The organism is Phenylobacterium sp., from assembly GCF_030646615.1.
GTDB lineage: Bacteria > Pseudomonadota > Alphaproteobacteria > Caulobacterales > Caulobacteraceae > Phenylobacterium.
In genome coordinates this window covers 21,069-44,562 of sequence record NZ_JAUSLG010000025.1, presented here as the reverse complement: position 1 = coordinate 44,562, position 23,494 = coordinate 21,069, and the positions used below count along the sequence as shown (strand labels likewise).

The window sequence follows — 23,494 nt, the reverse complement described above, 5'->3', positions numbered from 1 at the left end:
CACGGCCGATCACAGGCCGACGGGAGGAGCCGATGAGCCGCAACGAACACTCCGAGGCCGCCGCCATGGCCTGCCTCGACGCCTTCATGGCCGCCTTCAATGGCCGCGACATGAAGGCCTTCGAACAGACCTTCAACTTCCCCTCGATCCGTCTGGCGTCCAACACGATGCGGATCATCAACAAGGGCGACCAGACGCAGGCGACGTTCGACCACGCCTCCCTCAAGGACTGGGATCACTCGGCCTGGGAGAAGCGCGAGATCATCCATTCGGGGCCGGACAAGGTGCATATCAACACCCGCTTCACCCGCTATCGGACAGACGGCAGCATCATCGGCGGGTTTGACTCCATCTATGTGGTGACCTGCGAGGGCGGCCACTGGGGGATCAAGGCGCGGTCCAGCTTCGCCCCTTGAACCGCTGACGTGACGCCGGCGCCTGTCAGGCGGGCGCCTGCGGGTTTCCGACACGATCGGGAGCTGGCCGGGCGATCTCTTGGCGTCCTTCGGCGTTGGAGCCTTGTTCCGGCCCCCGAGGCGCCCTGAGAGTCCACCCATGTCGGATCTGATCTTCTCCTACCGGCCCGAATGGGCGCCGCTCTGGCTGGTGAACCTGGCCATCCTGGCGGTGGGGGCCGCGCTCGGCCTCCTGCTGCACGAACTCGTGGCGCGGATGATCCGCCGGAGCTTGCGCAGCAAGGACGTCTACTGGTCGACCCTCGTCGCCAAGCTCCGCAGGCCGACCCGCCTGGCGGCCCTGATCCTTGGCCTCGCCGCCGCCGCCAGCTTCGCCCAGCTTGGGGACGGCGGCGTCGCAGCCCTGCGCCGCATGCTGGGCCTAGGGTTCGTCGCCTTGGTGGGCTGGAGCGCGCTCACCGCCCTCGACATCTGGAGCCTGCTCTATGTTCGGGGCCTGAAGCTTGACGCCGAAGACAACCTCCTGGCGCGCAAGCATGTCACCCAGACCAAGATCCTGACCCGGACGGCGGGGACGCTGATCGTCGTCCTGACCATGGGCGCGGCCCTCATGACCTTCCCGGGGGTTCGCCAGTACGGCATCAGCCTGCTCGCCTCGGCCGGGGCGGCGGGCATCATCGCCGGCCTCGCCCTGCAGCCCTTCCTGACCAACCTGATCGCCGGGGTGCAGATCGCCACCACCCAGCCGATCCGCATCGACGACGCCGTCATCGTCGAGAACGAGTGGGGGCAGATCGAGGAGATCACCTCGACCTATGTGGTGGTCCGGCTCTGGGACTGGCGGCGCATGGTCCTGCCGCTCACCTATTTCATCCAGCAGCCGTTCCAGAACTGGACGCGCGAGACCGCCTCCCTGATCGGCACGACCATGCTCTATGTGGACTACACCGCGCCCATAGACGTCCTGCGCGCCAAGCTGGAGGAGATCGCCAAGGCCTCGCCCCTGTGGGACGGCAATGTGGTCAATCTGGCGGTCACCGACGCGTCGGAGCGCACCATGCAGGTGCGCTGCCTGGTCAGCGCCCGCAATGCGCCGACCACCTTCGACCTGCGCTGCGAGGTGCGGGAAAAGATGATCGCCTTCCTGCAAACCGAACTGCCCCACGTGCTGCCCCGCGATCGGCTGGACTTCGAGGCGATGGTCAAGGCAGAGGCGAAGGCGCCGGGAAACCCGATCTCAGGCTGAGGTCGGCCCCGACATTGGCGGTCTCCAGGGCGCCCGGCGCGAAGGGGGCGTCATCGGCGGGCAGGGGGCTCAAGACCTGATGCTGTTCGATGACCGCCCGGGTCACCGCCTGCATCAGCGCCTGCCGTTCGGGGATCGAGGCCTCCGTGTCGGCGATCAGGACGGCCACCGCATAGGCCCGTCCATCCGGCGCGGTCAGCAGGCCGACATCGTTATAGCCCGTCGCCCGGGCCCCCATGACCTGGCCGGTGCCGGTCTTGTGGGCCAGACGCCAGCCCTCGCTCAGGCCGCCGCCCAGGCGCATGGGCCCCGTCTGGCTGGCGGCCATCAGGCCCAGGAGGTGAGCGGTGGACTCCGGCGACAGCAGGTCCCCCGCCTGCAGGCGGTCCAGGGCCGCCACCACGGCCTCGGGGCTCGCGCCATCGGCGGGGTCCTGCAGATAGGCTTCCAGGGCCTGGCGGCGGATCTCCTGGGGTATGGCCGCCCGCGCCTGCCAGAAGCTTCGCCCGAAGGAGAATTCCGGCCGCCAGTCGAGGCCGGCGATGCGGGTCTGGAAATAGCGCTCCTCATCCCCGAGGCTGATGGCGCCCAGCGCCTTCTGCGTCATCACCGTGCGAACCTGATCGGGCCCGCCCACCAGCCGCATCAGGACGTCATTGGCGGCGTTATCGCTGCGGGTGGCCGCGCTCTCCAGCAGGGCGCCCACCGTGGTCGCGTAACCCCGCCGCCCCACATGGTCGCGGATCGGCTGGTGAAAGATGGACAGGTCCTCCCGCCGCACGGTGACGGGGTCGTTCAGGGTGATGGCGCCCTGGTCGACGGCGTCCAGCACGCTGATCGCCACCCACAGCTTGCTCACGCTCTGTTGCGGATAGAGGGTGTCGCCGTCATGGGTCGCGGTCCAGCCCCCTTGCAGGTCGCGAACGGCGATGCCCGCCCGACCATTGAAGCGGGCGCCGAGGTCGGTGATCTGCTGGGCGAGCTGCGCTGGGGCCTGGGGCGGCGGCGTGGGGAAATGCAAGGCGGCCCAGGTGGCCATGGCCTGTTCTCCAGCGCCAGGGGTGGCCGGGGGCGGGACCAGGGCTCCGGCGCTCAGGGCCATCACACCCAGCGCGCCGGCTGTCAGGCGCACGGCGAGACGACGTCGCGCCAGCGGCCGACGCCGCCGCACCGCGTCCTGGTCGGCCCTCGACTCCGCGATGGTGGGTTCGCCGCGTAGCACCTCGCCCCTCGTGTCTCCCTAGACCATGCCCGCCTTGCGCAGGGCCTGATAGGCCTTGATCACCCGCTGCAGCTTGTTCTCGGCCGAGCGGTCGCCGCCATTGGCGTCCGGGTGGCAGCGCTTGACCAGCTCGGTGTAGCGCGCGCGGATGGCCGGTCCCTCGGCGTTGTCGTCAAGGTCGAGGTCGGCCAGGGCGTTACGCTCGATCTTGCCCAGCCGTCTGGCCGGCGCCGCCTGCGGGCCCGGCCCGTGGGCGCCCCCGTGGCCGAACATGTTGAACGGGTCCTGGTAGCCGCCTTTGCCGCGGGCGAAGTTGTTGGCGAACGTCGCCGATTCCCGGGAGTTGCGGCTGGCCTTGAAGTCCCAGGTCGGCCGGCCGCCGGTGGTCTGTTCCTGTTCCTGGCGCGCCTTGATCTCCCCTTCGCTCATGCCGGCGAAGAAGTTCCAGTTGCGATTGTATTCCGCCGCGTGCGGTTGGCAGAACCAGTAGTGCTCGTTCATCATGTCCCGGGACTTCGGCGCCCGGGCCGCCGCGGGCATGGAGCAGCCGGGGTGATCGCAACGGCGTTCACCGGGCTTGAGAGCGAAAACGTCGTCGGCCTGCTCCGCTTCCCCGGGCTTTGGGGGGCGAACGCGGATATCGACGAACTTGGGCCTGTATTGAAACGCGCCGGGCATGCCCCAAGTATGGGGCCACGGCCCGCACTTTTGAAGAATTGAAGATGTGAGCAATGGGCGCCATATTCGATGCCATCCAACAAAAACTGACCGAGGCCTTTTCGCCGACCCGCTTGGTGATCGAGGATGAGTCTTCGCGCCATGCCGGCCATGCCGGCGCCCGGCCTGGCGGAGAGAGCCATTTCAACGTTCTGATCGAGGCCGAGGCCTTCGCCGGAGCGCCCAAGGTCGCTCGGCAACGCATGATCTACCGGGCGCTGGCCGAGGAGATGGCCGGCCCGGTCCATGCCTTGTCGCTCAAGGCCCTGGCGCCCGGCGAGGCCTGAGCGCGTTCAAAAACATAGAAGTCTGTTCGGGCGTCATTTTCCGCCCGGCGTTTGGGGAGACGCCCGTTGAAGACCAGTTTCACGCTCAATGGCCAGGCCGCCAGCCTGGACCTTGATCCGCGCACGACCCTGCTCGACGCCCTGCGCGAACGACTCGACCTCAAGGGCTCCAAGAAGGGGTGCGACCACGGCCAGTGCGGGGCCTGCACGGTCCTGGTCAATGGGCGGCGGATCAACGCCTGCCTGTCGCTGGCGGTCACCCATGAGGGGGACGAGATCACCACCATCGAGGGGCTGGCGCAGGACGAGACCCTGCATCCGGTCCAGGCGGCCTTCCTGGCGCAGGACGCCTTCCAGTGCGGCTACTGCACGCCGGGCCAGATCTGCTCGACCATCGGCATGCTGAAGGAGGCGGCCGACGGCTGGGCGAGCCTGGCGACGGAAGATCTCACCGCCGATATCGTTCTGACCGACGAAGAAATCCGCGAGCGCATGAGCGGCAATCTCTGCCGCTGCTCGGCCTATCCGCAAATCCTGGCGGCCATTCGCACCGCCGGAGGCCTGGCATGAAGGCCTTCACCTATGAGCGCCCCGGCGATGTGGCCACGGCGCTGGCCCTGGTGGCCGAAATCCCCGGCGCCCGCTTCCTGGCCGGCGGCACCAACCTCGTTGATCTGATGAAGCTGCGGATCGAGCAGCCGACCCACCTGGTCGATGTCAGCCGCCTGCCCCTGGCCGAGATCGAGGACACCCCAGAAGGCGGCCTGCGCCTGGGCGCCATGACCACCAACAGCCAGGTGGCCGCCGACGCGCGCGTCCGCGCCCGCTATCCGGCGCTGGCCCAAGCCATCCTGTCGGGGGCGTCGGGCCAGCTGCGCAACAAGGCGACCACCGCCGGCAACCTGCTGCAGCGCACCCGCTGCCCCTATTTCTACGACACCTCCAAGCCCTGCAATAAGCGCGCGCCGGGCGCCGGCTGCGCCGCCATCGGCGGCATCTCCAGCAACACCGCCATCTTCGGGGCCAGCGACGCCTGTATCGCCACCCATCCCTCGGACATGGCCGTGGCCCTGACCGCCCTGGACGCCAAGGTCGAGACGCAGTCCGGCGCCGGCGAGGCCCGGGTGCTGGCCCTGGAGGGCTTCCACCGCCTGCCGGGCGACACCCCCCATGTCGAGACCGAGCTGCGTCCGGCCGAGATGATCACCGCCGTCGTCCTGCCGCCGCCCCCGCCGGGCGGCCAGATCTATCGCAAGGCGCGCGAGCGAGCCTCCTACGCCTTCGCCATCGGCAGCGTGGCGGTGGCCGGCGGCCGGGTCGCCCTGGGCGCCGTGGCCCACAAGCCCTGGCGCGCCGAAGCCGCCGAGCTGGCCCTGGAGCAGGGGGCCAGCCCCGCCGAGGCCATGGACGCTGAGTTGAGGGCTGCACGGCCTGACGGTCACAACGACTACAAGCTGAAGCTGATGGCGCGCCTGGGCGCCGCCTGCCTCACCACCACCGGCGCAGGAGACGGCCAATGAGCTCGGTCAAGGATTGGGCGGCGCCGACCCCCATCAGCGAGAACCGCGGCGGCCTGATCGGCAAGGGCGTCGATCGCTACGAAGGCCGGCTGAAAGTGACCGGGTCAGCCCCCTTCGCCTATGAGGTCGAGGCGCCTTCGCCGCCGGCCTATGGGGTGCTGATCGCCTCGCCGATCGCCAAGGGTACGGTCACCCTGGCCGATATCTCCGAGGCCCGGGTGGCCCCTGGAGTCCTGCTGGTCTGGACCCCGCACAATGTCCCGGCCCAGGGCGAACGCGGGGCGAAGATCAATCCCCGCAGCCAGCGGGGCTCCAATCCGGCCCTGGCCGAGCGGATCGAGCATTTCGGCCAGCATGTGGGCTTCGTCGTCGCCGACACCCTGGAGAACGCCAAGGCCGCCGCGGCCCTGGTGCGCTTCGACTACGCCGCCGAGCCCGCCGACCTGATCTTCGAGGACAACCTCGATGCGGCCGACCAGCCCGAGGGCGAAGAAGACGTCCGGGTCGGCGACTTCGAGGCCGCCTTTGCGGGCGCCCCCGTCCGCCTGGACGAGACCTATGTCAGCCCGCTGCAGAACCACGCCCAGATGGAGCCCTGCGCCACCACGGCCTGGTGGGATGGCGACAACGTCACGGTTCACACCTCGATCCAGATGGTGAAGGGCGGCCAGCACACCCTGGCCGAGACCCTGATGATCCCCTCGACCCAGGTCCGCCTGGTGACCCGCTATATCGGCGGCGGTTTCGGCGGCAAGGGCCAGGCCTATGACGACCTGACGCTGGCGGCCCTGGCGGCCCGCGAACTCGGCCAGCCGGTCAAGGTCGCCTACACCCGTCAGCAGATGTTCCAGGCCACCATCCATCGCCCGGCCGTACACATGCGGGTTCGCCTGGGCGCCCAGGCCGACGGCCGCCTCGACGCCTTCGCCCTGGAGGCGGTGACTCACTGCCGCCGCGAAACGCCGTTCACGGAACATGCGGCCAATTTCGCCCGCAGCCTCTATGCGGCGCCTAACCGGCTGACCGGCCACCGCCTGGTCAAGCTCGACATCCCTGCGGCTGGCCCCATGCGGGCGCCCGGCGAGGCCTCGGGCATGCTCAGCCTGGAATGCGCCATGGACGAGTTGGCCGAGCAACTCGGCCTCGACCCCATCGAGCTGCGCCTGCGCAACGAACCGGAAACCGATCCCGAAACCGGCAAGCCCTTCAGCACCCGCCAGCTGGTCCGCTGCATGACCGAAGGCGCCCAGCGGTTCGGCTGGGACCGCCGCCACCCGAAGCCCGGTCAGGTCCGCGACGGCCGCTGGCTGGTGGGCCTGGGCATGGCCGCGGCCATCCGCGGCAACTTCCTGCTGCCGGCCAAGGCGGGCGTGCGGATCGACGCCGACGGGACCATCACCCTGCGCCAGGGCATGACCGACATCGGCACCGGCACCTATACGATCCTCGCCCAGATCACCGCCGAGACGCTCGGCGTGCCCCTGGCCCAGGTGAAGGTGGAGCTGGGGGATTCAGACTTCCCGCCGGCCCCGGGCTCCGGCGGCCAGTTCGGCGCGGCCACGGCGGGCTCTGCGGCCTTCGCCGCCGGCATGAACCTGCGCACGGCCCTGGCCGAACTCGCCACCGGCGATCCCAACTCGCCGCTGTATGGCGATGATCCGGAGCTGGTGACCTTCGGCGGCGGCCATATCGCCGTCGACAACCGCGCCGAGCCGCTGGATCGCCTGGTGGCGCGCGCCGCGCCGGACGGGATCTATGTGGAGGGCTCCATCACGCCGGCCGCCGACGCCCGCGACTATTCCCAGCACACCTATGGCGCCCATTTCGCTGAGGTGGGCGTCGATCCCGACACCGGCGAGGTGCGCCTGCGCCGCATGTTCGGGGTGTTCGCCGCCGGCCGAATCCTGAACGCCAAGACCGCCATGAGCCAGATCACCGGCGGCATGATCTGGGGCGTCGGCACGGCCCTGCACGAGTACAACGCGGTCGATCCCCGCTACGGCTCGTTCATCGCCCAGGATCTGGCCGGCTATCACGTGCCCGCCCATGCCGACATCGCCGATCTCTCGGCCATGTTCCTCGACGAGGTGGACGACAAGGCCAATCCCATGGGGATCAAGGGGGTGGGCGAACTCGGCATTGCGGGCGCAGGCGCGGCTATCGCCAATGCGGTCTACAACGCCTGCGGCGCGCGGATCCGGCAATATCCCCTAACGCCGGAAAAGGTCCTGGCCGCCCTGCCCTGAAGCGGCGGGGCGTTTCGGCTCAGACGCGGGCGTGGAGTTCGCCCAGGATGCGGGCCAGGTCGCTCTCGCGGAAGGGCTTCTGCAGAACCGGCGTGCCCTTGTCGACGTCGCGCAGGCCGGCATCGCCATAGCCGGTGGCGAAGGCGAAGGGCGCGCCCTTTTCCCGCAGGATATCGGCGAGGGGGAAGATCGGCTGTCCGCCCAGGTTCACGTCGAGCACGGCGCAATCCAGCTCGCTCGATCCCACCAGAGCGATGGCTTCCTCCAGCCGCGAGGCCGGCCCGATCACCTTGCAGCCGAGATCGCTGAGCATGTCTTCGATCAGCATCGAAACCATCATCTCGTCTTCGACGACGAGAACCCGAAGGCCAGCGAGCTTGGCGAGGTCGGTCATAGACGAGGCTCCAGGAGGCCAGCGCGGCCGGCAAGTGTTGCAGCATAGCTTGGAGAAATGCAAAGGGCGCGAGGCGACAGCGCCGCAGGGATCTTGCTGGCTTGCGCCCTGGCTCTGGCGATACTCATGCTCAGACGTCTTCCTCCGGCCCGGTCGCAGAAAACGCTATAGCCGCGCTTGGGTTCCCGCCCCGCGCCTGGCCGGGTTCTGGTAATTGGAAACCGGTTATCGGACGAACCGCGCCAAAGACTTGCAGTCTAGTCCTCCACCGGCGCTTCGATCGGTGGCGAGACCCGCAGGGCGGTGATCTGGTTGCGCTCGCGCCGGACGATCTGGAAGCGGTGCCGATGGAAGATGAAGGTCTGGCCCACCCGCGGGATGGTCTGGGCCTCGTGGATCACCAGGCCCGCCACCGTCACGGCGTCCTCATCGGGCAATTCCCAGTCCATGGCGCGGTTCAGGTCACGGATGGGCACCGAGCCGTCCACATTGACCGAGCCGTCCGGCTGGGGCCGCACGCCCGGCACGGCCACATCGTACTCGTCCTCGATCTCGCCCACGATCTCCTCGAGGATGTCCTCGAGCGTGATCAGGCCCTTCAGGCCGCCATACTCGTCCACCACCAGGGCGAAGTGGGTGTGGCGCTTGAGGAAGGCGTTGAGCTGGTCCTTGAGGTTGGTCGTGTCGGGGATGAACCAGGGCTCGCGCAGGAAGCTGGCGATGTCCAGGCTGTCGATCCGGCCGTCGGTCTCGGCCATGGCCCGCAGCAGGTCCTTGGCATGCAGGATGCCAACGATGTTCTCCGGCTCGTCCCGATAGACCGGCATGCGGGTGTGGGCGCTGCCCAGCACCGCGGCCACGAACTCGCGCACCGGCATGCTGATATCGATCATGGAGATCGATTTCCGGTGGACCATCACCTGGCCCACATCCATGTCCGCCAGGTCCAGCACCCCGCCCAGCATCAGGCGGTCGCGGTTCTCCACCAGCCCCTCGGAATGGTGATAGTCCACCGCGCCGCGGATCTCCTCGTGGGCGGCCAGGACGTCGGTGGCCATGTCCAGTCGGATGCCGAAGGGGCGCAGGGTCAGGCGCACGACCCACTGGGCGCCATTGGCCAGCGGGCCGAAGATCTTCACCACCCAGGTGGCCGGGATCGACAGCAGCCGGGCGGCCCGGTCGGGCTGGGCGATGGCCAGGGTCTTGGGCAGGATTTCGGCGAAGATAACCACCAGGGCGGTCATCACCACCGTGGCGATCAGCGGTCCCGTCGCCCCGGGGATGGCGGCGGTCAGCACGGTGGTGGCCAGCGCCGAGGCGCCGATATTGATGGCGTTGTTGGAGAGGAGAATCGCCCCGATCATCTTCTCCTGGTTGCCGATCAGCTTGTTGACCCGGGCGGCGGCCTTGTCGCCATCCCGCTCCAGGCGGTGCATCCGGCTGCGGCTGGCCGCCGTCATCGAGGTCTCGGTGGCCGAGATCACCGCCGAGAAGAACAGCAGGATGACGATGGCCGGCGCCAGGCCGACGAGGATCGCTGTGATCATGCCGCCGCGCCGGCTGAACCGGCGCCCTCCGCAATCAGGAACTCATGGATGGCCGCGGGATCGACGTCGCGGGCCACGAAGGCCTCCCCCAGGCGCCGGGCGAGGATGAAGGTCAGCCGCCCGCCCTCGGCCTTCTTGTCCTGGCCCATATGGGCCAGCAGGCGAGCGGCGTCGAACGGGTGGCCAGCCAACTGGTCCAGCCGCACCGGCAGGCCCACCGCGGCGATCGCCGCCTGGGCGCGCTCGGCGTCCTGGCCGGCGCACAGACCCTGTCGTGCGGAGAACCGGAAGGCCATGGCCATGCCGATGGCCACCGCTTCGCCGTGCAGCAGGGCGTCGCCGTAACCGGTCTCCGACTCCAGGGCGTGGCCGAAGGTGTGGCCGAGGTTGAGCAGGGCGCGGCGGCCGGCCTCGCGCTCGTCCTGGGCGACGATCTCGGCCTTCATCTCCACCGAGCGGCGCACGGCCCGGTCCAGGGCTGCGGCGTCGCGGTCGATCACCTTGGGACCGGCGGTCTCCAGCCATTCGAAGAAGGCGAAGTCGCCCAGCAGGCCGTACTTGATGATCTCGGCATAGCCGGCGCCCATCTCGCGGACGGGCAGGGTGGCCAGGACGTCGAGGTCAGCCAGGACCAGCCGGGGCTGGTGGAAGGCGCCGATCAGGTTCTTGCCCCGGGGGGTGTCGATGGCGGTCTTGCCGCCCACCGAGGAGTCCACCTGGGCCAGCAGGGTGGTGGGGATCTGAACAAAGTCGACGCCGCGCTTGTAGATGGCCGCGGCGAAGCCGGCGAGGTCGCCCACGACGCCGCCGCCGAACGCCACGATCAGGTCGCCCCGGTCGAGCTCGAGGGACAGCAGGTCGTCGCTGACCCTCGCCAGCATCTCGAAGCTCTTGGAGCCTTCGCCCGGCGGAACCAGGATGGGGCTCGCCGCCACGCCGGCCTGCGCCAGGCCTTGCGTCAGCCGCGCCCCATGCAGGCGCCAGACCGTCTCGTCGCTGATCACCGCCACCCGGCCACGCTTGAGCAGAGGCGCGATGTGGGCGCCGGCGCCGGCCACGAGGCCGGGACCGATCATGACCTCGTAGGCTCGGTCGCCCAGGCCGACATTCACCGCCGCGCTCATGCCTTGTCGCCCTCCAGATAGCGGGTCAGTCCCTCGATCACCTGGCCCACCGTGACGTGGTGGGCGGTGTCGCCGGTCTCCACGGTCACATGGGCCTGCGCATAGAACGGATAGCGGATCTCGGCCTGGCTCTTGAGCACGGTCAGGGGATCGGAATCCTGCAGCAAGGGCCGGGTGTCCTTGCGTCCGACGCGCCGGGCCAGCAGGTCGAGATCGGCCTTCAGCCAGACCACCAGGGCCTGGGACGTCAGCAAAGCGCGGGTGTCGTCGTTCATGAAGGCCCCGCCGCCGGTGGCCAGAACGTGCGGGGGCTCTTCCAGCAGGCGCTGGATGACCCGGCGTTCGCCATCGCGGAAGGCCGCCTCGCCCAGCTCGGCGAAGATTTCCTTGATCGAGCGGCCGGCTGCGGCCTCGACCTCGGCGTCAGCGTCCCGGAAGGGCAGCTCAAGGGCGTTGGCGAGCCGGCGGCCCACGCTGGACTTGCCGACTCCCATCAGGCCGACGAGGGCGATGGTGCGGGTGCGGAGGGGGGCGTAGCGATCCATGAAATGCAAGGCTTTACACGAGCCGCCCGGTCCGCGCCAACCGCGACGCGAAGCCAGACGCCGACGCCGACACCTTTCCCGCGTTCGAACGTTGCTGTGCTCAACTCAACAAACCGGGTGAGCGCCGTGATCGATCCCGACCTGGCCTATCTGATCCTCGACAACGCCCGCGACTATGCCGTCCTCACCCTCACGCCGGAGGGGCGGGTCATCGCCTGGTCGCCGGGCGCCGAGCATGTCTTCGGCTTTCCGGCGGATGAGGTGGTGGGGCGTAGCTTCGAGGAATTGTTCCTGGACTCCGATATCGCCGCTGGGGTGCCCCAGGCCGAACTCCATCGGGCCCTGAGCCTGGGCCGCGCCGAGGACACCCGCTGGCATCGCCGCAAGGACGGCCGCCGCTTCTGGGCCAACGGGGTGACCATGCGCCTGGGCGACCGCCCCGAGCTGATCAAGGTCCTGCGTGACGAAACCGCCGCCAAGCTGGCGGAGGACCAGCGGGTCCTGCTGCTCAATGAACTCAACCACCGGATCAAGAACACCCTGGTCACCGTCCAGTCGATCATCGAGCAGACCCTGCGCGCCGAAGGCGTCGCCCTGCGCACCCGCCGGGCCCTGACCGACCGCCTGATCGCCCTGGCGGAGGCCCATAACGTCCTGGTCGATGACAACTGGGCCGGCGCCGACCTGCACACGATCGTGGAGCGGGCGCTCGCCCCCCATGTTCAGGCCGAGGATGACCGCTTCGAGGTGGACGGGCCGCGGGTGTTGCTCAGTCCGCAACAGGCGGTGCCCCTGTCCCTGGTGCTGCACGAACTGACCACCAACGCCATCAAGCACGGCGCCCTGTCGGTTCCCGAGGGCCGGGTGAGCCTGAGCTGGAACCTCGCCCATGACGGCGCGGGCGGCCGGCGGATGACGCTTCTGTGGGCCGAGCGGGGTGGTCCGATTCCGATCGCGCCGCCCCAGGGCCAGGATGGTTTCGGCATGCGCCTGATCGCCCGGAGTTTCGGGCAGGATGGGGATGGCCGCACCCACATCGACTTTTCCGCCGAGGGCGTGCGGTGCGTCATCCACATCCCCCTGGCGACGGAAGACAGTTTCTCGATCTTGGACCTCGGCGCTGCGCAGCACGGTCGAGCCAGGCTCTAAACTCAAAGTCTAGGCGTCAGCGTTTGACGGCGCCCTTCAGATAGCCGGCGATGGCTGGCCCGTACGGCGGCCGCATCCGCTGCAGGGGGCCGATGTCCTTCTTCAGCTGGCTGTAGACTGACTTGCGGTGGCTGAACTCCTTGAAGCCGTCATGGCCGTGATAGGAGCCCATGCCCGAGGGGCCGACCCCGCCAAAGGGCAGGTCCTCCTGGGCCACATGGAAGATCACGTCGTTGACCGTCGCCCCACCTGATGTGGTCTGGGTGAGCACCCGGTCTTTTTCGGCCTCGTCGGTCCCGAACCAGTAGAGCGCCAGGGGCCGCTCATGGCTGTTCACATAGTCGATGGCGGCCTTCGTCCCGCGATAGGTCTTCACCGGAAGGACGGGGCCGAAGATCTCCTCCTGCATGACGGCCATGTCGTCGGTGGGGTTGAGGATCAGGGTCGGTGGGATCTTGCGGAAGGGCTGTTGGCTGAAGTCCTCGCCGGCGGGATTGAGCTCGACCACCTCTGCGCCCTTGGCCCGGGCATCCTCGATATAGCCGGTGATCCGATCATAGTGGTTCTGGGCGATGATGGCGGTGTAGTCGGGATTGTCCTTCAGGGTCGGGAACATGCGGGCCACCGCGCCGCGGGCCTCTTCGACGAAGGCGCCGACCTGGCCTTCGGGGGCCAGGACGTAGTCGGGCGCCAGGCAGATCTGCCCGGCGTGGAGGGTCTTTCCGGCCATGATGCGGGCGGCGGCCAGGCCCATGTCGGCGCCCTCCGACAGGATGACGGGGCTCTTGCCGCCAAGCTCCAGGGTCAGGGGAACCAGGTTGTCGGCCGCCGCCCGCATGACGTGGCGGGCCACCGCCGTGCCGCCGGTATAGATCAGGTGGTCGAAGGCCAGGCTGGAGAACGCCCGGCCCACCTCCGGTCCGCCGGTGAAGACGGCGATCTCGTCCTCGCTGAAGGCCTTGGCGAACATGGTCTTCATCAGCTCAGAGGTCTTCGGGGTGAACTCCGAAGGCTTGATCATCGCCCGGTTGCCCGCCGCCAGGACGCCAGCCAGGGGCCCGAAGGTCAGGTTGACCGGGAAGTTCCAGGGGCTGATCACGCCCACCACGCCCTTGGGCTGGAACTGCAGTTGCGCCTTGGCGCCGAACAGGCCGAGGATCGCCGGCGTCGTCTTGCGCTTCTCCGGCGCCATCCACTTCCGCAGATTGGCCTTGGCGTGCTTCAGCGGGCCGATGGAGGCGGCGACGTCCGTCAGGCCGGTGACCGCCTTGGAGCGGGAGCCGAAATCGTCATTGATCGCCTCGGCGATGGCCTCGGCATGATCGACCAGCAGGTCGATGCAGCGGTCCAGCCGCGCGGCGCGGAGCTCGGCCGAGGGCGGGCCTTCGGCCAGCTGGGCGGCCTTCTGGCGGGCGAGGACGCGCTGCATGTCCTCATGGGTCGGTTCGGCGGATGCGGTCATCGGCGGCTCTCCTGGTGATCCTCGAAACCAGTGAAGCTCGGTTTACGCCGGGGCTGTCATCCGAAATTCTCCGCAAGGGGCATGACGCCCGCTGTGGCTGGCCTAAGGTGGTCCCATGCACATCGCCCGCCCCCGGATTCTCGCCGCCCTGACCGCCTGCGCCCTGGTCCTTCCGTCTGCAGCCTTGGCCCAGACGCCCGCGGAGGTTTCGGGTGAGACGGTGACAGTCACCACCCTGCAGGCGCCGGACCTGTTCTCGGCCGCCGGGCGCGACACGGGGCTTGGCCCCGACCTCTGGCAGGACGCTTCGGCCGCCACCGCCAGGACGGTGATCCCCCTGCTGGCCGAGCGACCTCTGAGCCCGGCGGCCTCGGCCCTGGCCCGGGCGGTCCTGGCGACAGGCGCGCGAGGACCGCGGGGCGCCGGCGAGGAGCTGGGCATGGCTGCGGCCCGGGCCCGCACGCTGATCGTGCTGGGCGAGATCGCCGCCGCCCGCAGCATTCTGGCGCGTTCGGGCGGCGTCGAGCGTCACGAGGGGCTGTCGCGGGCGGCCGCCGATGCGGCCCTTCTGGCCGGCGACGATGCGGCCGCCTGTGAGGCCGCCCAGGCCCTCAGCGTCGATCGCGACCAGATCTACTGGCTGCGGCTGCGGGCCTATTGCCAGGCCCTGGCCGGCGCGCCTGCCGCCCAGCTGACCCTGGACCTGGCCCAGAACGTCGAGCGCGACGCGGTGTTTGGCCGCCTTCTGGGGGCTCGGCTGGCGGGCTCCGGCGATCCCGGCGCGCCGTCCCTGCGCAACAGCCTGGACTATGCCCTGTCGCGCAATCTGGGCCTCGATCTCTCGGAGGCCGAGCCCGCCGCCCCCATCGCCGCCCCCATCGCCGCGGCCCTGGCCGGCGAGGCTCCGCCGCAGACCGCCCGCTGGCCGGTGATCGCCACCGAGGGGCCGGTGGCCGCCGCCGTCGCCGTCCTGGCCCAGGGCGATCTGGCGCTCGCCGAAAATGTGCGGGCCACCCTGATCCAGGACGAGATCCCCCAGGCCGAGGTGCTCGATCTCGCCCTGTTGGACGCCCTGATCGCCGCGGCGGCCGGCCGTCATGACCGGCCGACCCTGGACCGGCTGGTGGAGCGGGGCGGGATCGGCGAGGCCCGCGATCGCCGTCGCGCCCAGGATGCGGCCCTGCTGCTGAGCGCCCTGGGCACGCCGTTCGATCCCCAGGCCCGCGGGGAATTCGCGGCCTTCGCCATCGCCGCGCCCAAGGCGCCCCCGGCCCGGATCTTCGCCATGGAGCAGGCGGCCCGCAGCGCCCTTCAGGGCGAGACCGCCCTGCTGGCCCTGTGGACCAGCGCCGAGGCCGGCGCGACCGGACCTGCCCCCGCCGACCGGGCGCGCATCATCGCCGCCCTCAGCGCCGCAGGCCTGGCCGACCATGCGCGGGCCTTTGCGGTGGAAGGCCTGCTGGCCCTGCGATGAGCGCACAAACCGCCGAGGGCTGGGTCGAGGCTTTCCTTGAGATGATGGCCGTGGAGCGGGCGGCGGCGCGCAACACCCTGACGGCCTATGGCAAGGACCTGAGCGACGCCCAGGGCTTTCTGGCGGGGCAGGGGACCAGCCTCGCCGAGGCGGCGGCCGAGGACATCGAGGCCTATTTCGCCGAGCTCGGCGCCCGGGGCCTGGCCCCGGCGACGGCCGCGCGTCGCCGGGCCAGCGTGCGGCAGTTCTATCGTTTCGTCTTGGGGGAGGGCTGGCGGGCCGACGACCCGTCCCGCCGGGTGGACGCGCCGCGCAAGGGCCGCCCGCTGCCCAGGGTGCTCAGCCGGGCCGAGGTGGACGCCCTGATCGCCGCCGCCGCGGCCAGGGACGGCGCCCAGGGCCTGCGCCTGGCCTGCATGGTGGAGCTGCTCTACGCCTCGGGCCTCCGGGTGTCGGAGCTGACGGCCCTGCCCCTGGCGGTTCTGGCCCGCGACCCGGCCTATCTGATCGTCAAGGGCAAGGGCGGGAAGGAGCGGCTCGCCCCCTTGAATGACGCCGCGCGCACGGCGGTGAAGGCCTATCTCGAGGTCCGCAAAACCTTCCTGCCCAAGGGCGACGCCGCCAATCCCTGGCTGTTTCCCTCCCGCGGCCAGGGGGGGCGGCTGACGCCGCGGCGGCTGGCGCAGCTGCTGGACGAGGCCGCCCGGGAGGCCGGCGTCGATCCGGCGCGGGTCAGCCCCCACGTCCTGCGCCACGCCTTCGCCACCCACCTGCTGGAGGGCGGCGCCGACCTGCGGGTCGTCCAGACCCTGCTGGGCCACGCCGACAGCGCCACCACTCAGATCTACACCCACCTCGCCAGCGACCATCTGCGCGAGGTGGTGGAAACGAAACATCCACTGGGGCGTAAGCGCTGAATGCAGGACGACCTCGCAGGCCTTGAAGAGTTCATCCTCTTCACCATCGGCCGCACCCCGGTGACCCTGGGCGGCATCATCGCCGGCGCCCTGGTGGTGGTCGTGGCCTTCGGCGTGGCCTGGGCCGCCGCCCAGGGTCTCCGGCGGCTTCGCGCCCGAGCCCGCTACGGCGGCGCGGCCCTCTATATCGTCGAGAAGCTGGTCACCTATGGGGTGGTCATCATCGGCCTGGTGGCGGGGCTTTCCACCGTCGGCCTCGACTTTTCGTCCCTGGCGATCTTCGCCGGCGCCGTCGGCGTGGGGGTGGGTCTTGGCCTGCAAGGGGTGGTGAAGGAGTTCGTCTCCGGTCTGGTGCTGATCTTCGACCGGGTCGTGAATATCGGCGACTATGTGGAGCTGGAGAGCGGCCAGCGCGGACAGGTTCAGGAGATCGGACCTCGGGCGACAAGGCTCCGCAACAACGACAATATCGACATCATTGTCCCCAACTCGCATCTGATCGAGGGGACCCTGGTGAACTGGACCCTGCACGGGGCGACCCGCAGGATTCACATCCCCTTCTCGGTGGCCTATGGGGCGGACAAGGACAAGGTGCGCGACGCCGTCCTGGCCGCCGCCCGGGCCCTGCCCTTCACCCTGCCTGAGAGCGACGTGCACAAGTCGCAGGTCTGGCTGGTGGGCTTCGGCGATTCGGCGCTGAACTTTGAGCTGCTGGTCTGGCCCGATCTCAATGCGGCCAAGCGGCCGAACGGCATGCTGGCGGCCTATACCTGGGCCATCGACGACGCCCTGCGGGCGGCCAATATCGAAATCCCCTATCCGCAGCAGGACCTGCGCATCCGTAGCTTCTTCGGCCACGAGGGCGAGGGCGCCTTGGAATCCCTGGGCCTGAAGATGCCGCACGCTGCGGCGCCGGTCGAGCCCCCGCCGGCCTCGGTCAATGACGCCGCCGAGGATGTCTCGCGGCCGTTGCCCGAGCCTGATCCCGAGCCCGACCCGGAGGCGGGACCAGAAACCGCGTCGCCGGATGTGGCGGGTCCGCCCTGACAAAAGGAACGCTTGGCCACGACCCCCATTTCCCCTGGGACGAGGGCGCCCTTGTGACCGTGCGGGTTCCCGCCTAACTTCCCGCGCTTCGCGCACAGCCAAGGACAAGACACCTCGATGGCAGCCCATTATCTCGAGTTTGAGCGCCCCATCGCCGAGCTCGAAGCCAAGATCGAGGAACTCCAGCGCCTCTCCGAGACGGCGGAAGGCGGCGCCATGGACGCCGAGATCGCCGCCCTGCGGGCGCGGGCGGCGGAGTTTCGCGTTAAGGCCTACGCCAATCTCGATCCCTGGCAGAAGATGCAGGTGGCTCGTCACCCCGAGCGACCGCACTTCGTCAACTATGCCGAAGGCCTGATCGAGGCCTTCGTCGAGCTGCGCGGCGACCGCAAGTATGCCGACGACCAGGCCCTGCTGGGGGGCGTCGGCCGGTTCCGCGGCCGGCCGGTGGTGATCATGGGCCACGAAAAGGGCCACGACACCGCCAGCCGCGTGAAGCACAATTTCGGCTCCGCGCGCCCCGAAGGCTATCGCAAGGCCATCCGTCTGATGGACATGGCCGAGAACTTCAACATGCCGGTCATCAGCATCATCGATTCGGCGGGCGCCTATCCTGGCGTGGGCAGTGAGGAGCGCGGCGTGGCCGAGGCGATCGCGCGGTCGACGCAGCGGTGTCTGACCCTCAGCGTGCCCATGGTCTGCCTCATCACCGGCGAAGGCATGTCCGGCGGGGCCATCGCCATTGCGGCGGGCAACCGGGTGCTGATCCTGGAGCACGCCGTCTATTCGGTGATCTCGCCGGAGGGGGCCAACTCCATCCTCTGGCGCGGCTCGCGCACCGCCGAAGAAGCGGCCAAGGCGATGAAGATCACCGCCCATGACCTGCTGAAGCGCAAGATCGTCGACCGCATCGTGCCCGAGCCCCCCGGCGGCGCCCATTCCGACCCTGCGGCCATGCTGCAGATCCTGGGCGACGTGCTGGAGGAGGAGCTGGACGCCCTGCAAGGCCTGTCCCCCGACCAGCTGCGGGCCGCCCGCGCCGAGCGGTTCTACGCCATCGGCCGCTCCGGCCTCTGACGGGCGGGCCGACCCAGGCCCTTCCGCGGGCCGATTTCGAAGGCTTGCACAGCGCGGCTTGCCTGAACGGCGTTCAGCGGCTTGAGTGTCTCAAACAATTGTTTGGGAGGACGTGATGGCCTTGAAGACCCGTTTCACCGAGATGTTCGGCGTCGAGCATCCGGTCGTGCAGGGCGGCATGCAGTGGGTCGGCCGCGCCGAGCTGGTGGCCGCCGTCGCCAATGCCGGCGGCCTGGGCTTCATCACCGCGCTGACCCAACCCACGCCCAAGGACCTGGTCAAGGAGATCGAGCGCTGCCGGTCCATGACCGACAAGCCCTTCGGCGTGAACCTGACCATCCTGCCGGCCATCAACCCGCCGCCCTATGCGGAATACCGCCAGGCGATCATCGACGCAGGCATCAAGATCGTCGAGACCGCCGGCAACAAGCCCGCCGAGCATGTCGAAGAATTCAAGAAGCACGGCATCCTGGTGATCCATAAGTGCACCGCCGTCCGCCACGCTCTGTCGGCCGAGCGGATGGGGGTGGACGCCATCTCCATCGACGGCTTCGAATGCGCCGGCCATCCGGGCGAGGACGACATTCCCGGCCTGATCCTGATCCCGGCCGCCGCCGACAAGGTGAAGATCCCGATGATCGCCTCGGGCGGCTTCGGCGACGGGCGCGGCCTGGCCGCCGCCCTCGCCCTCGGCGCCGAGGGCATCAACATGGGCACCCGCTTCATGTGCACGGTGGAAAGCCCGATCCATGAGAACGTGAAGCGCCAGATCGTCGAGAACGACGAACGGGCCACCGACCTCATCTTCCGCACCATGCACAACACCAGCCGGGTGGCGCGCAACGACATCAGTCGGCAGGTGGTCGAGCTGGAGCGCTCCGGCGCCAAGTTCGAGGACGTGCGCGAACTGGTGGCCGGGACCCGCGGCCGGGTGGTCTATGAGACCGGCGATCCCGAGCACGGCATCTGGTCGGCCGGCATGATCCAGGGCCTGATCCACGACATCCCCACCTGCCAGGAGTTGGTCAGCCGGATCGTCCGTGAGGCTGAAGAGATCATCGACGCGCGGCTCTCGCGGATGCTGGGCCACCGGGCGCCTGCGCTGGCCTGACTTTTGGGGGCGATCATCAGCAAGCTTGGTCAAGATGCCGACCCGTGTAATCTGGGCGGCCCCAGCCATAGTATGATCGCCCTTGTCCCCTTCCGTCGCGCCGAAAGCTGACGCCGCTCAGCTGATCGAGACCATCTACGCCGTCGCTGCGCGGCCGGAGCGATGGGAGGAGATCATCGCCGCCGTGGGCGCCGCCCCCCAGGCTGGCCCCGAGGCCGATGCGGCCCTGGCCAATCTCCGTGGCCTGGAGGACGACGCCCCATCGGGGGGCAAGCCGGACCTTGGGGTGATCCTGTTGTCGCCGGCCGGCGGCGTCGTCGGCTGGAACAGTGCGGGCGAGGCGGTGTTCCGCGACCGTCTGGGGGTGGTCGAAAGCCGGGGGCTGCGCTTCTTCAACCCGTCCAACCACGAGGCCTTGGCCCACGCCCGGGCGCGGCTGGCCGACTCCCGCGCCAGCCAGGTGATCGTCAAGTTCGTCCAGGCCGAGGACGACGACCCGCACTTCGCCTATATGGCGCCCCTGTCGGCGACGCCGGCGCAGATGATCATCGACATTCCCGGCGCCGATCGCGCCTCGGCGGCCCTGATCTTCCCGGCCGTGGAGACCACCGACCACCTCTGGCGCACCATCCGGGAGAGTTTCGGCCTGACGCCGGCCGAGACCCGGCTGGCGGCGCGGCTCAAGGACGGCCTGACTCTGAAGGAATCGGCCGAGGACCTGAACGTCTCCCTCAACACCGTACGCAACCAGCTGCGGGCGGTGTTCGAGAAGATGGGCCTCAACCGCCAGAGCGAGCTGGTTCGGGCGCTGGCCCAGCTCAGCGCCCTGTCCTCATCTCTGCAGTCGGCCGCGCCCGCCACCGTCGCGGCCACCGAGGCTGGCGCCCTGGCCTCGGCGCCGCCGGTGCTGACCCACCGCCTGCCCGATGGCCGCGCCCTGGCCTATCGCGCCTATGGGGATTCCGCCGGCCGCGCCTGCATGATGGTTCACCAGGGCCTGGGGTCGAGCCTGCTGCCCCGGGGGACCGACCAGCTCGCCCGCGACCTTGGCCTGTATATCATTTGCGCCGAGCGCCCGGGCACTGGCCGCTCCGATCCCCGCCAGGAGCCCAGCTTCGCCGCCATCGCCGAGGATCTCGTCGGTCTCACCGACGCCCTCGGTCTGGACCGGGTGCGGATCGCGGCCTTCATGAACGGGGCGGCCTTCGCCCTGGCCTATGCCAACGCCCTGGGGCCGCGGGCCGGGCGTCTTCTGCTGGCCTCGGCTCGGCCCACCGGCGCCGAGCCGGAAACCGAGGGCGACCGAAGCCATCCCATCATTCTGTTGCGCCGGCGCATGGCGCGGTCGGCCTGGGCGGTCGGACCGCTCTACGCCCTGCTGCGCCGCAGGCTCTCGCTCAGGCAGGTGGAGACCATGGTGCGCACGGCCGCCTCGGCGCCCAGCGACGGCGCCTATCTGCGCAGCCACCCCGACGTGACGACCTACATCTACGACTATATGAGCGAGGCCTTGAGCCGCGGCTCCAAGGGGGCGGCTCGCGAGCTGGTGCTCTGCGCCAACACGCCCCGCCTCGACCTGCCGCGGCTGAGTGCGTCGGTCAGCGTCTGGTATGGCGCCGACGACCCCGGGGGCTCGCCCGAGCGCATGCTGGCCTGGCTGGGCCGCCCCTGCGCTGAGGTCCGCGTGGTCCAAGGCGTGGGACACTATCTGGCCCACAAGCACTGGCCCGACATCCTGGCCTGGCTGGCGGCCGACGAGGTCGGTTAGGGCAGAACGTCCGTGAGCGCTGCGATCAGCGTCTCGATGGCCTCGATCGTCGTGGCCCAGGAACACATGAACCGCACGGAACCGTCGATGAAGCGATAGACGAACCAGCCTCTGGCCTGCAGACGCTTCAGGGTTGGCTCATCCATCTCCACGAAGACGGCGTTGGCCTCCACGGGATGGCGCAGGGGCAGGGGCATGAGCTCGGCCAGGCGGGCGGCCATGGCGTTGGCGTGGGCGGCGCGGCTTATGAAGGCGCCGCTCTCCAGCATGCCGACGAAGGGGGCGGCGTAGAAGCGGCCCTTGGACGGCAACTGCCCCGACTGCTTCAGGCGCGCGTCGAAGCGGGGGACGAGGTCCTTGCGGAAGATGACGATGGCCTCGGCCGGCGTCATGCCCGCCTTGGTCCCGCCGATCACCAGCAAATCGACGCCGAGGCCCGCAATCGCCTTGAGGTCGAAGCCGGCGGCTGCGGCGTTGGCGAGACGGGCGCCGTCCAGATGCACGCCAAGGCCGCGCTCGCGCGCCGGCCCGGCCAACGCTGACAGGGTCTCCACCGAATAGACCGTGCCGTATTCCGTGGCTTGGGTCAGGGACAGGGCCGCTGGCGGCTGGGCGTGGGCGCTCTCGGGGCGAGCGAGGGCGGCGTGCAGGGCTTGCGGGTCGATGCGGCCCGAGGCGCCGTCCAGCCCCTGGATCGCCAGGCCGTGGCCGAAGAAGCCCGGCGCGCCGGTCTCGTCGGTGGCCACGTGGGAGTTCCGATGGGCCAGGACGCCTTCGAAGGGCCGGGCCAGCGCCGCCAGGCAGATGGAATTGGCCGCCGTGCCCGAGGTGACGAAGCGGACCTCGGCGTCGGCGTCCAGCATCTCCCGGATCAGATCGGCGGCCCGGGCGGTGGTCCCGTCCGCCCCATAGCTGGCGGCGAAGCCGGAATTGGCGGCCGTCAGGGCGGCCATGGCCTCCGGCGCGGCCGGGGCGGTGTTGTCGGAGGCGAAGTCGTAGCGGGGGTTCATCCCGCCGTTCTAGCCCAGGCCCTCACATCGTCCACGAAGAGATCGGGCTCCTCCATGGCGGCGAAATGGCCACCGCTCGGCATGTCGGTCCAGCGGACGATATTGTAGCCGCGGTCGGCGAAGGACCGGGGCGGAGCGGGGTAGAGGGCTTCGCCGGGGAAGTTGGCGAAGGCGGTCGGCGTCTCGCACCGCTGGCCCGGCTGCAGGGCGATCCCGCCTTCCTCCAGCATGCCGCGATAGTACCAGGCTCCGGTCGTAAAGCTGTCGGTCATCACATAGAGCATGATGTTGGTGAGCAACTGGTCCTTGGAATAGACCGCGTCGAAGGCCTTGCTCCGCAGGTCCGACCAGTCGTGGAACCGCTCGGCGATCCAGGCGGCCTGGCCCACCGGGTTCGAGGCGCCCAGCCAGGCCAGGGACTGGGGCTTGGAGGCCTGCAGGCGGAAATAGGCGCCCATGACGTCCATCATGCCGGCCTGCCGGGTCATCCAGGCGGTCTCTTCCGGCGTCTGGGGGCCGCCGGGCGCGCGGAAGGCCATCATGTTCAGGTGGATGGCGCGGGCGTGGGCGGCGTGATCGAGCCCCAGCCACGAGGTGATCATGGACCCCCAGTCGCCCCCCTGGGCCAGATAGGTCTGATAGCCGAGCACCTGCGTCATCAGGGTGTTGAACAGCCGCGCCGTGCTGCGCTGGCCTATGGGGCGCGAGGGCTTGGACGAGAATCCGAAGCCGGGCAGGGAGGGAATGACCAGGTCGAAGGCGTCAGCCGGATCGCCGCCGAACCGCGAGGGGAAGGCCAGCTTCTCGATCACACCCCAGAACTCGTAGTGCGAGCCTGGCCAGCCGTGGGACATCAGCAGCGGGCGCTGACCCTTAGCCTCGCCCACCACATGGACGAAATGCAGGTCGAAATCCTCGACCCGGGCGGTGAACTGCGGGAAGCGGTTGAGCTCGGCCACGGCGGCGCGCCAGTCATAGGCGCTCGTCCAGTGGTCGCAGAGGCCCTTCAGCCAGGCGCCGTCGCAGCCATAGGCCCAGCCGTCGGGGACCTGCGGGATCGGCGGCCACGCATAGGCGGAGACCTTGTCCAGCACGGCGGCGACCTCGCCCTCATCCCACCGAACCTCGAACGGTTTCACCTGGCTCATGGCGCGCTCCCTCCAGCTTCTGTTTGCCCGAAGGTGCCTGGCTTGACCCGGGGCGCGTCAAGGCCGA

Annotated in this window: 22 protein-coding genes; 13 read left to right on the top strand and 9 right to left on the bottom strand. The window is 69.5% G+C overall.

Going from position 1 to position 23,494, the window contains the following annotated elements:
- The first annotated feature begins 32 nt into the window (after nt 1-32).
- A complete protein-coding gene (locus tag Q7S93_RS04410) occupies nt 33-416 on the top strand; it encodes a hypothetical protein (RefSeq protein ID WP_304712480.1) in 384 nt (127 codons plus the stop codon).
- A 139-nt stretch (nt 417-555) separates the two neighbouring features.
- Nucleotides 556-1,662, top strand: a complete 1,107-nt coding sequence (locus tag Q7S93_RS04405; protein ID WP_304712478.1) for a mechanosensitive ion channel family protein — start codon at nt 556-558, stop codon at nt 1,660-1,662.
- Here the strand turns inward: Q7S93_RS04405 and bla are convergent.
- Together bla and Q7S93_RS04395 are read right to left on the bottom strand one after the other, a co-directional pair.
- Nucleotides 1,619-2,884 carry a class A beta-lactamase gene (bla, locus tag Q7S93_RS04400; RefSeq protein WP_304712476.1) on the bottom strand — a complete coding sequence of 422 codons (1,266 nt, stop codon included), beginning with the start codon at nt 2,882-2,884 and terminating at the stop codon, nt 1,619-1,621. The two genes, Q7S93_RS04405 and bla, sit on opposite strands and share 44 nt — an antisense overlap.
- A gap of 18 nt (nt 2,885-2,902) precedes the next feature.
- The gene (locus Q7S93_RS04395; protein ID WP_304712475.1) at nt 2,903-3,562 is read right to left on the bottom strand and encodes a J domain-containing protein; all 660 of its coding nucleotides are present in this window, start codon (nt 3,560-3,562) and stop codon (nt 2,903-2,905) included.
- A 53-nt stretch (nt 3,563-3,615) separates the two neighbouring features.
- Between Q7S93_RS04395 and Q7S93_RS04390 the strand changes: the two genes are divergently transcribed.
- The 4 genes from Q7S93_RS04390 (at nt 3,616) to Q7S93_RS04375 (ending at nt 7,654) form a co-directional block, all read left to right on the top strand.
- Complete coding sequence (locus Q7S93_RS04390; protein WP_304712473.1) at nt 3,616-3,888, top strand: BolA family protein; 273 nt, start codon at nt 3,616-3,618, stop codon at nt 3,886-3,888.
- Between the two features lie 66 nt (nt 3,889-3,954).
- Complete coding sequence (locus Q7S93_RS04385; protein ID WP_304712472.1) at nt 3,955-4,458, top strand: 2Fe-2S iron-sulfur cluster-binding protein; 504 nt, start codon at nt 3,955-3,957, stop codon at nt 4,456-4,458.
- A complete protein-coding gene (locus tag Q7S93_RS04380; RefSeq protein ID WP_304712471.1) occupies nt 4,455-5,408 on the top strand; it encodes an FAD binding domain-containing protein in 954 nt (317 codons plus the stop codon). The genes Q7S93_RS04385 and Q7S93_RS04380 overlap by 4 nt, the downstream gene beginning before the upstream one ends.
- Nucleotides 5,405-7,654: a xanthine dehydrogenase family protein molybdopterin-binding subunit gene (locus Q7S93_RS04375; RefSeq protein ID WP_304712469.1), complete on the top strand. Its 2,250-nt coding sequence runs from the start codon at nt 5,405-5,407 to the stop codon at nt 7,652-7,654. The genes Q7S93_RS04380 and Q7S93_RS04375 overlap by 4 nt, the downstream gene beginning before the upstream one ends.
- Before the next feature lie 19 nt (nt 7,655-7,673).
- Here the strand turns inward: Q7S93_RS04375 and Q7S93_RS04370 are convergent, their stop codons facing one another.
- From Q7S93_RS04370 to Q7S93_RS04355, 4 genes are all read right to left on the bottom strand, one after another.
- Complete coding sequence (locus Q7S93_RS04370) at nt 7,674-8,048, bottom strand: response regulator (RefSeq protein WP_304712467.1); 375 nt, start codon at nt 8,046-8,048, stop codon at nt 7,674-7,676.
- Nucleotides 8,049-8,305: 257 nt separating this feature from the next.
- A complete protein-coding gene (locus Q7S93_RS04365) occupies nt 8,306-9,595 on the bottom strand; it encodes an HlyC/CorC family transporter (protein ID WP_304712466.1) in 1,290 nt (429 codons plus the stop codon).
- On the bottom strand, nt 9,592-10,719 hold the full coding sequence (aroB, locus tag Q7S93_RS04360; protein ID WP_304712464.1) for a 3-dehydroquinate synthase: 1,128 nt from the start codon (nt 10,717-10,719) through the stop codon (nt 9,592-9,594). Before aroB ends, Q7S93_RS04365 begins: the two co-directional genes overlap by 4 nt.
- Nucleotides 10,716-11,264 (bottom strand): shikimate kinase, encoded by a 549-nt coding sequence (locus tag Q7S93_RS04355; RefSeq protein WP_304712462.1) that lies wholly within the window; start codon nt 11,262-11,264, stop codon nt 10,716-10,718. The genes aroB and Q7S93_RS04355 overlap by 4 nt, the downstream gene beginning before the upstream one ends.
- Nucleotides 11,265-11,390: 126 nt before the next feature.
- Between Q7S93_RS04355 and Q7S93_RS04350 the strand changes: the two genes are divergently transcribed.
- Complete coding sequence (locus tag Q7S93_RS04350; RefSeq protein WP_304712460.1) at nt 11,391-12,413, top strand: sensor histidine kinase; 1,023 nt, start codon at nt 11,391-11,393, stop codon at nt 12,411-12,413.
- 16 nt (nt 12,414-12,429) lie between these two features.
- Here the strand turns inward: Q7S93_RS04350 and Q7S93_RS04345 are convergent, their stop codons facing one another.
- Nucleotides 12,430-13,875: a coniferyl aldehyde dehydrogenase gene (locus Q7S93_RS04345; RefSeq protein WP_304712458.1), complete on the bottom strand. Its 1,446-nt coding sequence runs from the start codon at nt 13,873-13,875 to the stop codon at nt 12,430-12,432.
- Between the two features lie 115 nt (nt 13,876-13,990).
- Here Q7S93_RS04345 and Q7S93_RS04340 point away from each other — a divergent pair, with 115 nt between their 5' ends.
- From Q7S93_RS04340 to Q7S93_RS04315, 6 genes are all read left to right on the top strand, one after another.
- Nucleotides 13,991-15,349 (top strand): hypothetical protein, encoded by a 1,359-nt coding sequence (locus Q7S93_RS04340; protein ID WP_304712457.1) that lies wholly within the window; start codon nt 13,991-13,993, stop codon nt 15,347-15,349.
- The gene (locus Q7S93_RS04335) at nt 15,346-16,266 is read left to right on the top strand and encodes a tyrosine recombinase (RefSeq protein WP_304712456.1); all 921 of its coding nucleotides are present in this window, start codon (nt 15,346-15,348) and stop codon (nt 16,264-16,266) included. Before Q7S93_RS04340 ends, Q7S93_RS04335 begins: the two co-directional genes overlap by 4 nt.
- A complete protein-coding gene (locus tag Q7S93_RS04330) occupies nt 16,267-17,313 on the top strand; it encodes a mechanosensitive ion channel family protein (RefSeq protein WP_304712455.1) in 1,047 nt (348 codons plus the stop codon).
- Nucleotides 17,314-17,430: 117 nt separating this feature from the next.
- Nucleotides 17,431-18,390, top strand: coding sequence for an acetyl-CoA carboxylase carboxyltransferase subunit alpha (locus Q7S93_RS04325; protein WP_304712454.1), 960 nt, complete (start codon nt 17,431-17,433; stop codon nt 18,388-18,390).
- A gap of 115 nt (nt 18,391-18,505) precedes the next feature.
- On the top strand, nt 18,506-19,501 hold the full coding sequence (locus Q7S93_RS04320) for an NAD(P)H-dependent flavin oxidoreductase (protein ID WP_304712452.1): 996 nt from the start codon (nt 18,506-18,508) through the stop codon (nt 19,499-19,501).
- An 82-nt stretch (nt 19,502-19,583) separates the two neighbouring features.
- A complete protein-coding gene (locus Q7S93_RS04315; protein WP_304712450.1) occupies nt 19,584-21,269 on the top strand; it encodes a LuxR C-terminal-related transcriptional regulator in 1,686 nt (561 codons plus the stop codon).
- Here Q7S93_RS04315 and Q7S93_RS04310 read toward each other — a convergent pair.
- Complete coding sequence (locus tag Q7S93_RS04310; RefSeq protein WP_304712448.1) at nt 21,266-22,279, bottom strand: threonine aldolase family protein; 1,014 nt, start codon at nt 22,277-22,279, stop codon at nt 21,266-21,268. The two genes, Q7S93_RS04315 and Q7S93_RS04310, sit on opposite strands and share 4 nt — an antisense overlap.
- Nucleotides 22,276-23,427 carry an epoxide hydrolase family protein gene (locus Q7S93_RS04305; RefSeq protein WP_304712447.1) on the bottom strand — a complete coding sequence of 384 codons (1,152 nt, stop codon included), beginning with the start codon at nt 23,425-23,427 and terminating at the stop codon, nt 22,276-22,278. Before Q7S93_RS04305 ends, Q7S93_RS04310 begins: the two co-directional genes overlap by 4 nt.
- Between the last annotated feature and the right edge of the window lie 67 nt (nt 23,428-23,494).

Coding starts and splice junctions, on each gene's coding strand:
- Q7S93_RS04320 (WP_304712452.1), top strand. CDS start 18,506: ATGGCCTTGAAGACCCGTTTCACCGAGATGTTCGGCGTCGAGCATCCG.
- Q7S93_RS04345 (WP_304712458.1), bottom strand. CDS start 13,875: ATGACCGCATCCGCCGAACCGACCCATGAGGACATGCAGCGCGTCCTC.
- Q7S93_RS04330 (WP_304712455.1), top strand. CDS start 16,267: ATGCAGGACGACCTCGCAGGCCTTGAAGAGTTCATCCTCTTCACCATC.
- Q7S93_RS04405 (WP_304712478.1), top strand. CDS start 556: ATGTCGGATCTGATCTTCTCCTACCGGCCCGAATGGGCGCCGCTCTGG.
- Q7S93_RS04305 (WP_304712447.1), bottom strand. CDS start 23,427: ATGAGCCAGGTGAAACCGTTCGAGGTTCGGTGGGATGAGGGCGAGGTC.
- Q7S93_RS04370 (WP_304712467.1), bottom strand. CDS start 8,048: ATGACCGACCTCGCCAAGCTCGCTGGCCTTCGGGTTCTCGTCGTCGAA.
- Q7S93_RS04390 (WP_304712473.1), top strand. CDS start 3,616: ATGGGCGCCATATTCGATGCCATCCAACAAAAACTGACCGAGGCCTTT.
- Q7S93_RS04325 (WP_304712454.1), top strand. CDS start 17,431: ATGGCAGCCCATTATCTCGAGTTTGAGCGCCCCATCGCCGAGCTCGAA.
- aroB (WP_304712464.1), bottom strand. CDS start 10,719: ATGAGCGCGGCGGTGAATGTCGGCCTGGGCGACCGAGCCTACGAGGTC.
- Q7S93_RS04335 (WP_304712456.1), top strand. CDS start 15,346: ATGAGCGCACAAACCGCCGAGGGCTGGGTCGAGGCTTTCCTTGAGATG.
- Q7S93_RS04340 (WP_304712457.1), top strand. CDS start 13,991: ATGCACATCGCCCGCCCCCGGATTCTCGCCGCCCTGACCGCCTGCGCC.
- Q7S93_RS04410 (WP_304712480.1), top strand. CDS start 33: ATGAGCCGCAACGAACACTCCGAGGCCGCCGCCATGGCCTGCCTCGAC.
- Q7S93_RS04380 (WP_304712471.1), top strand. CDS start 4,455: ATGAAGGCCTTCACCTATGAGCGCCCCGGCGATGTGGCCACGGCGCTG.
- Q7S93_RS04310 (WP_304712448.1), bottom strand. CDS start 22,279: ATGAACCCCCGCTACGACTTCGCCTCCGACAACACCGCCCCGGCCGCG.
- Q7S93_RS04395 (WP_304712475.1), bottom strand. CDS start 3,562: ATGCCCGGCGCGTTTCAATACAGGCCCAAGTTCGTCGATATCCGCGTT.
- Q7S93_RS04365 (WP_304712466.1), bottom strand. CDS start 9,595: ATGATCACAGCGATCCTCGTCGGCCTGGCGCCGGCCATCGTCATCCTG.
- Q7S93_RS04355 (WP_304712462.1), bottom strand. CDS start 11,264: ATGGATCGCTACGCCCCCCTCCGCACCCGCACCATCGCCCTCGTCGGC.
- Q7S93_RS04375 (WP_304712469.1), top strand. CDS start 5,405: ATGAGCTCGGTCAAGGATTGGGCGGCGCCGACCCCCATCAGCGAGAAC.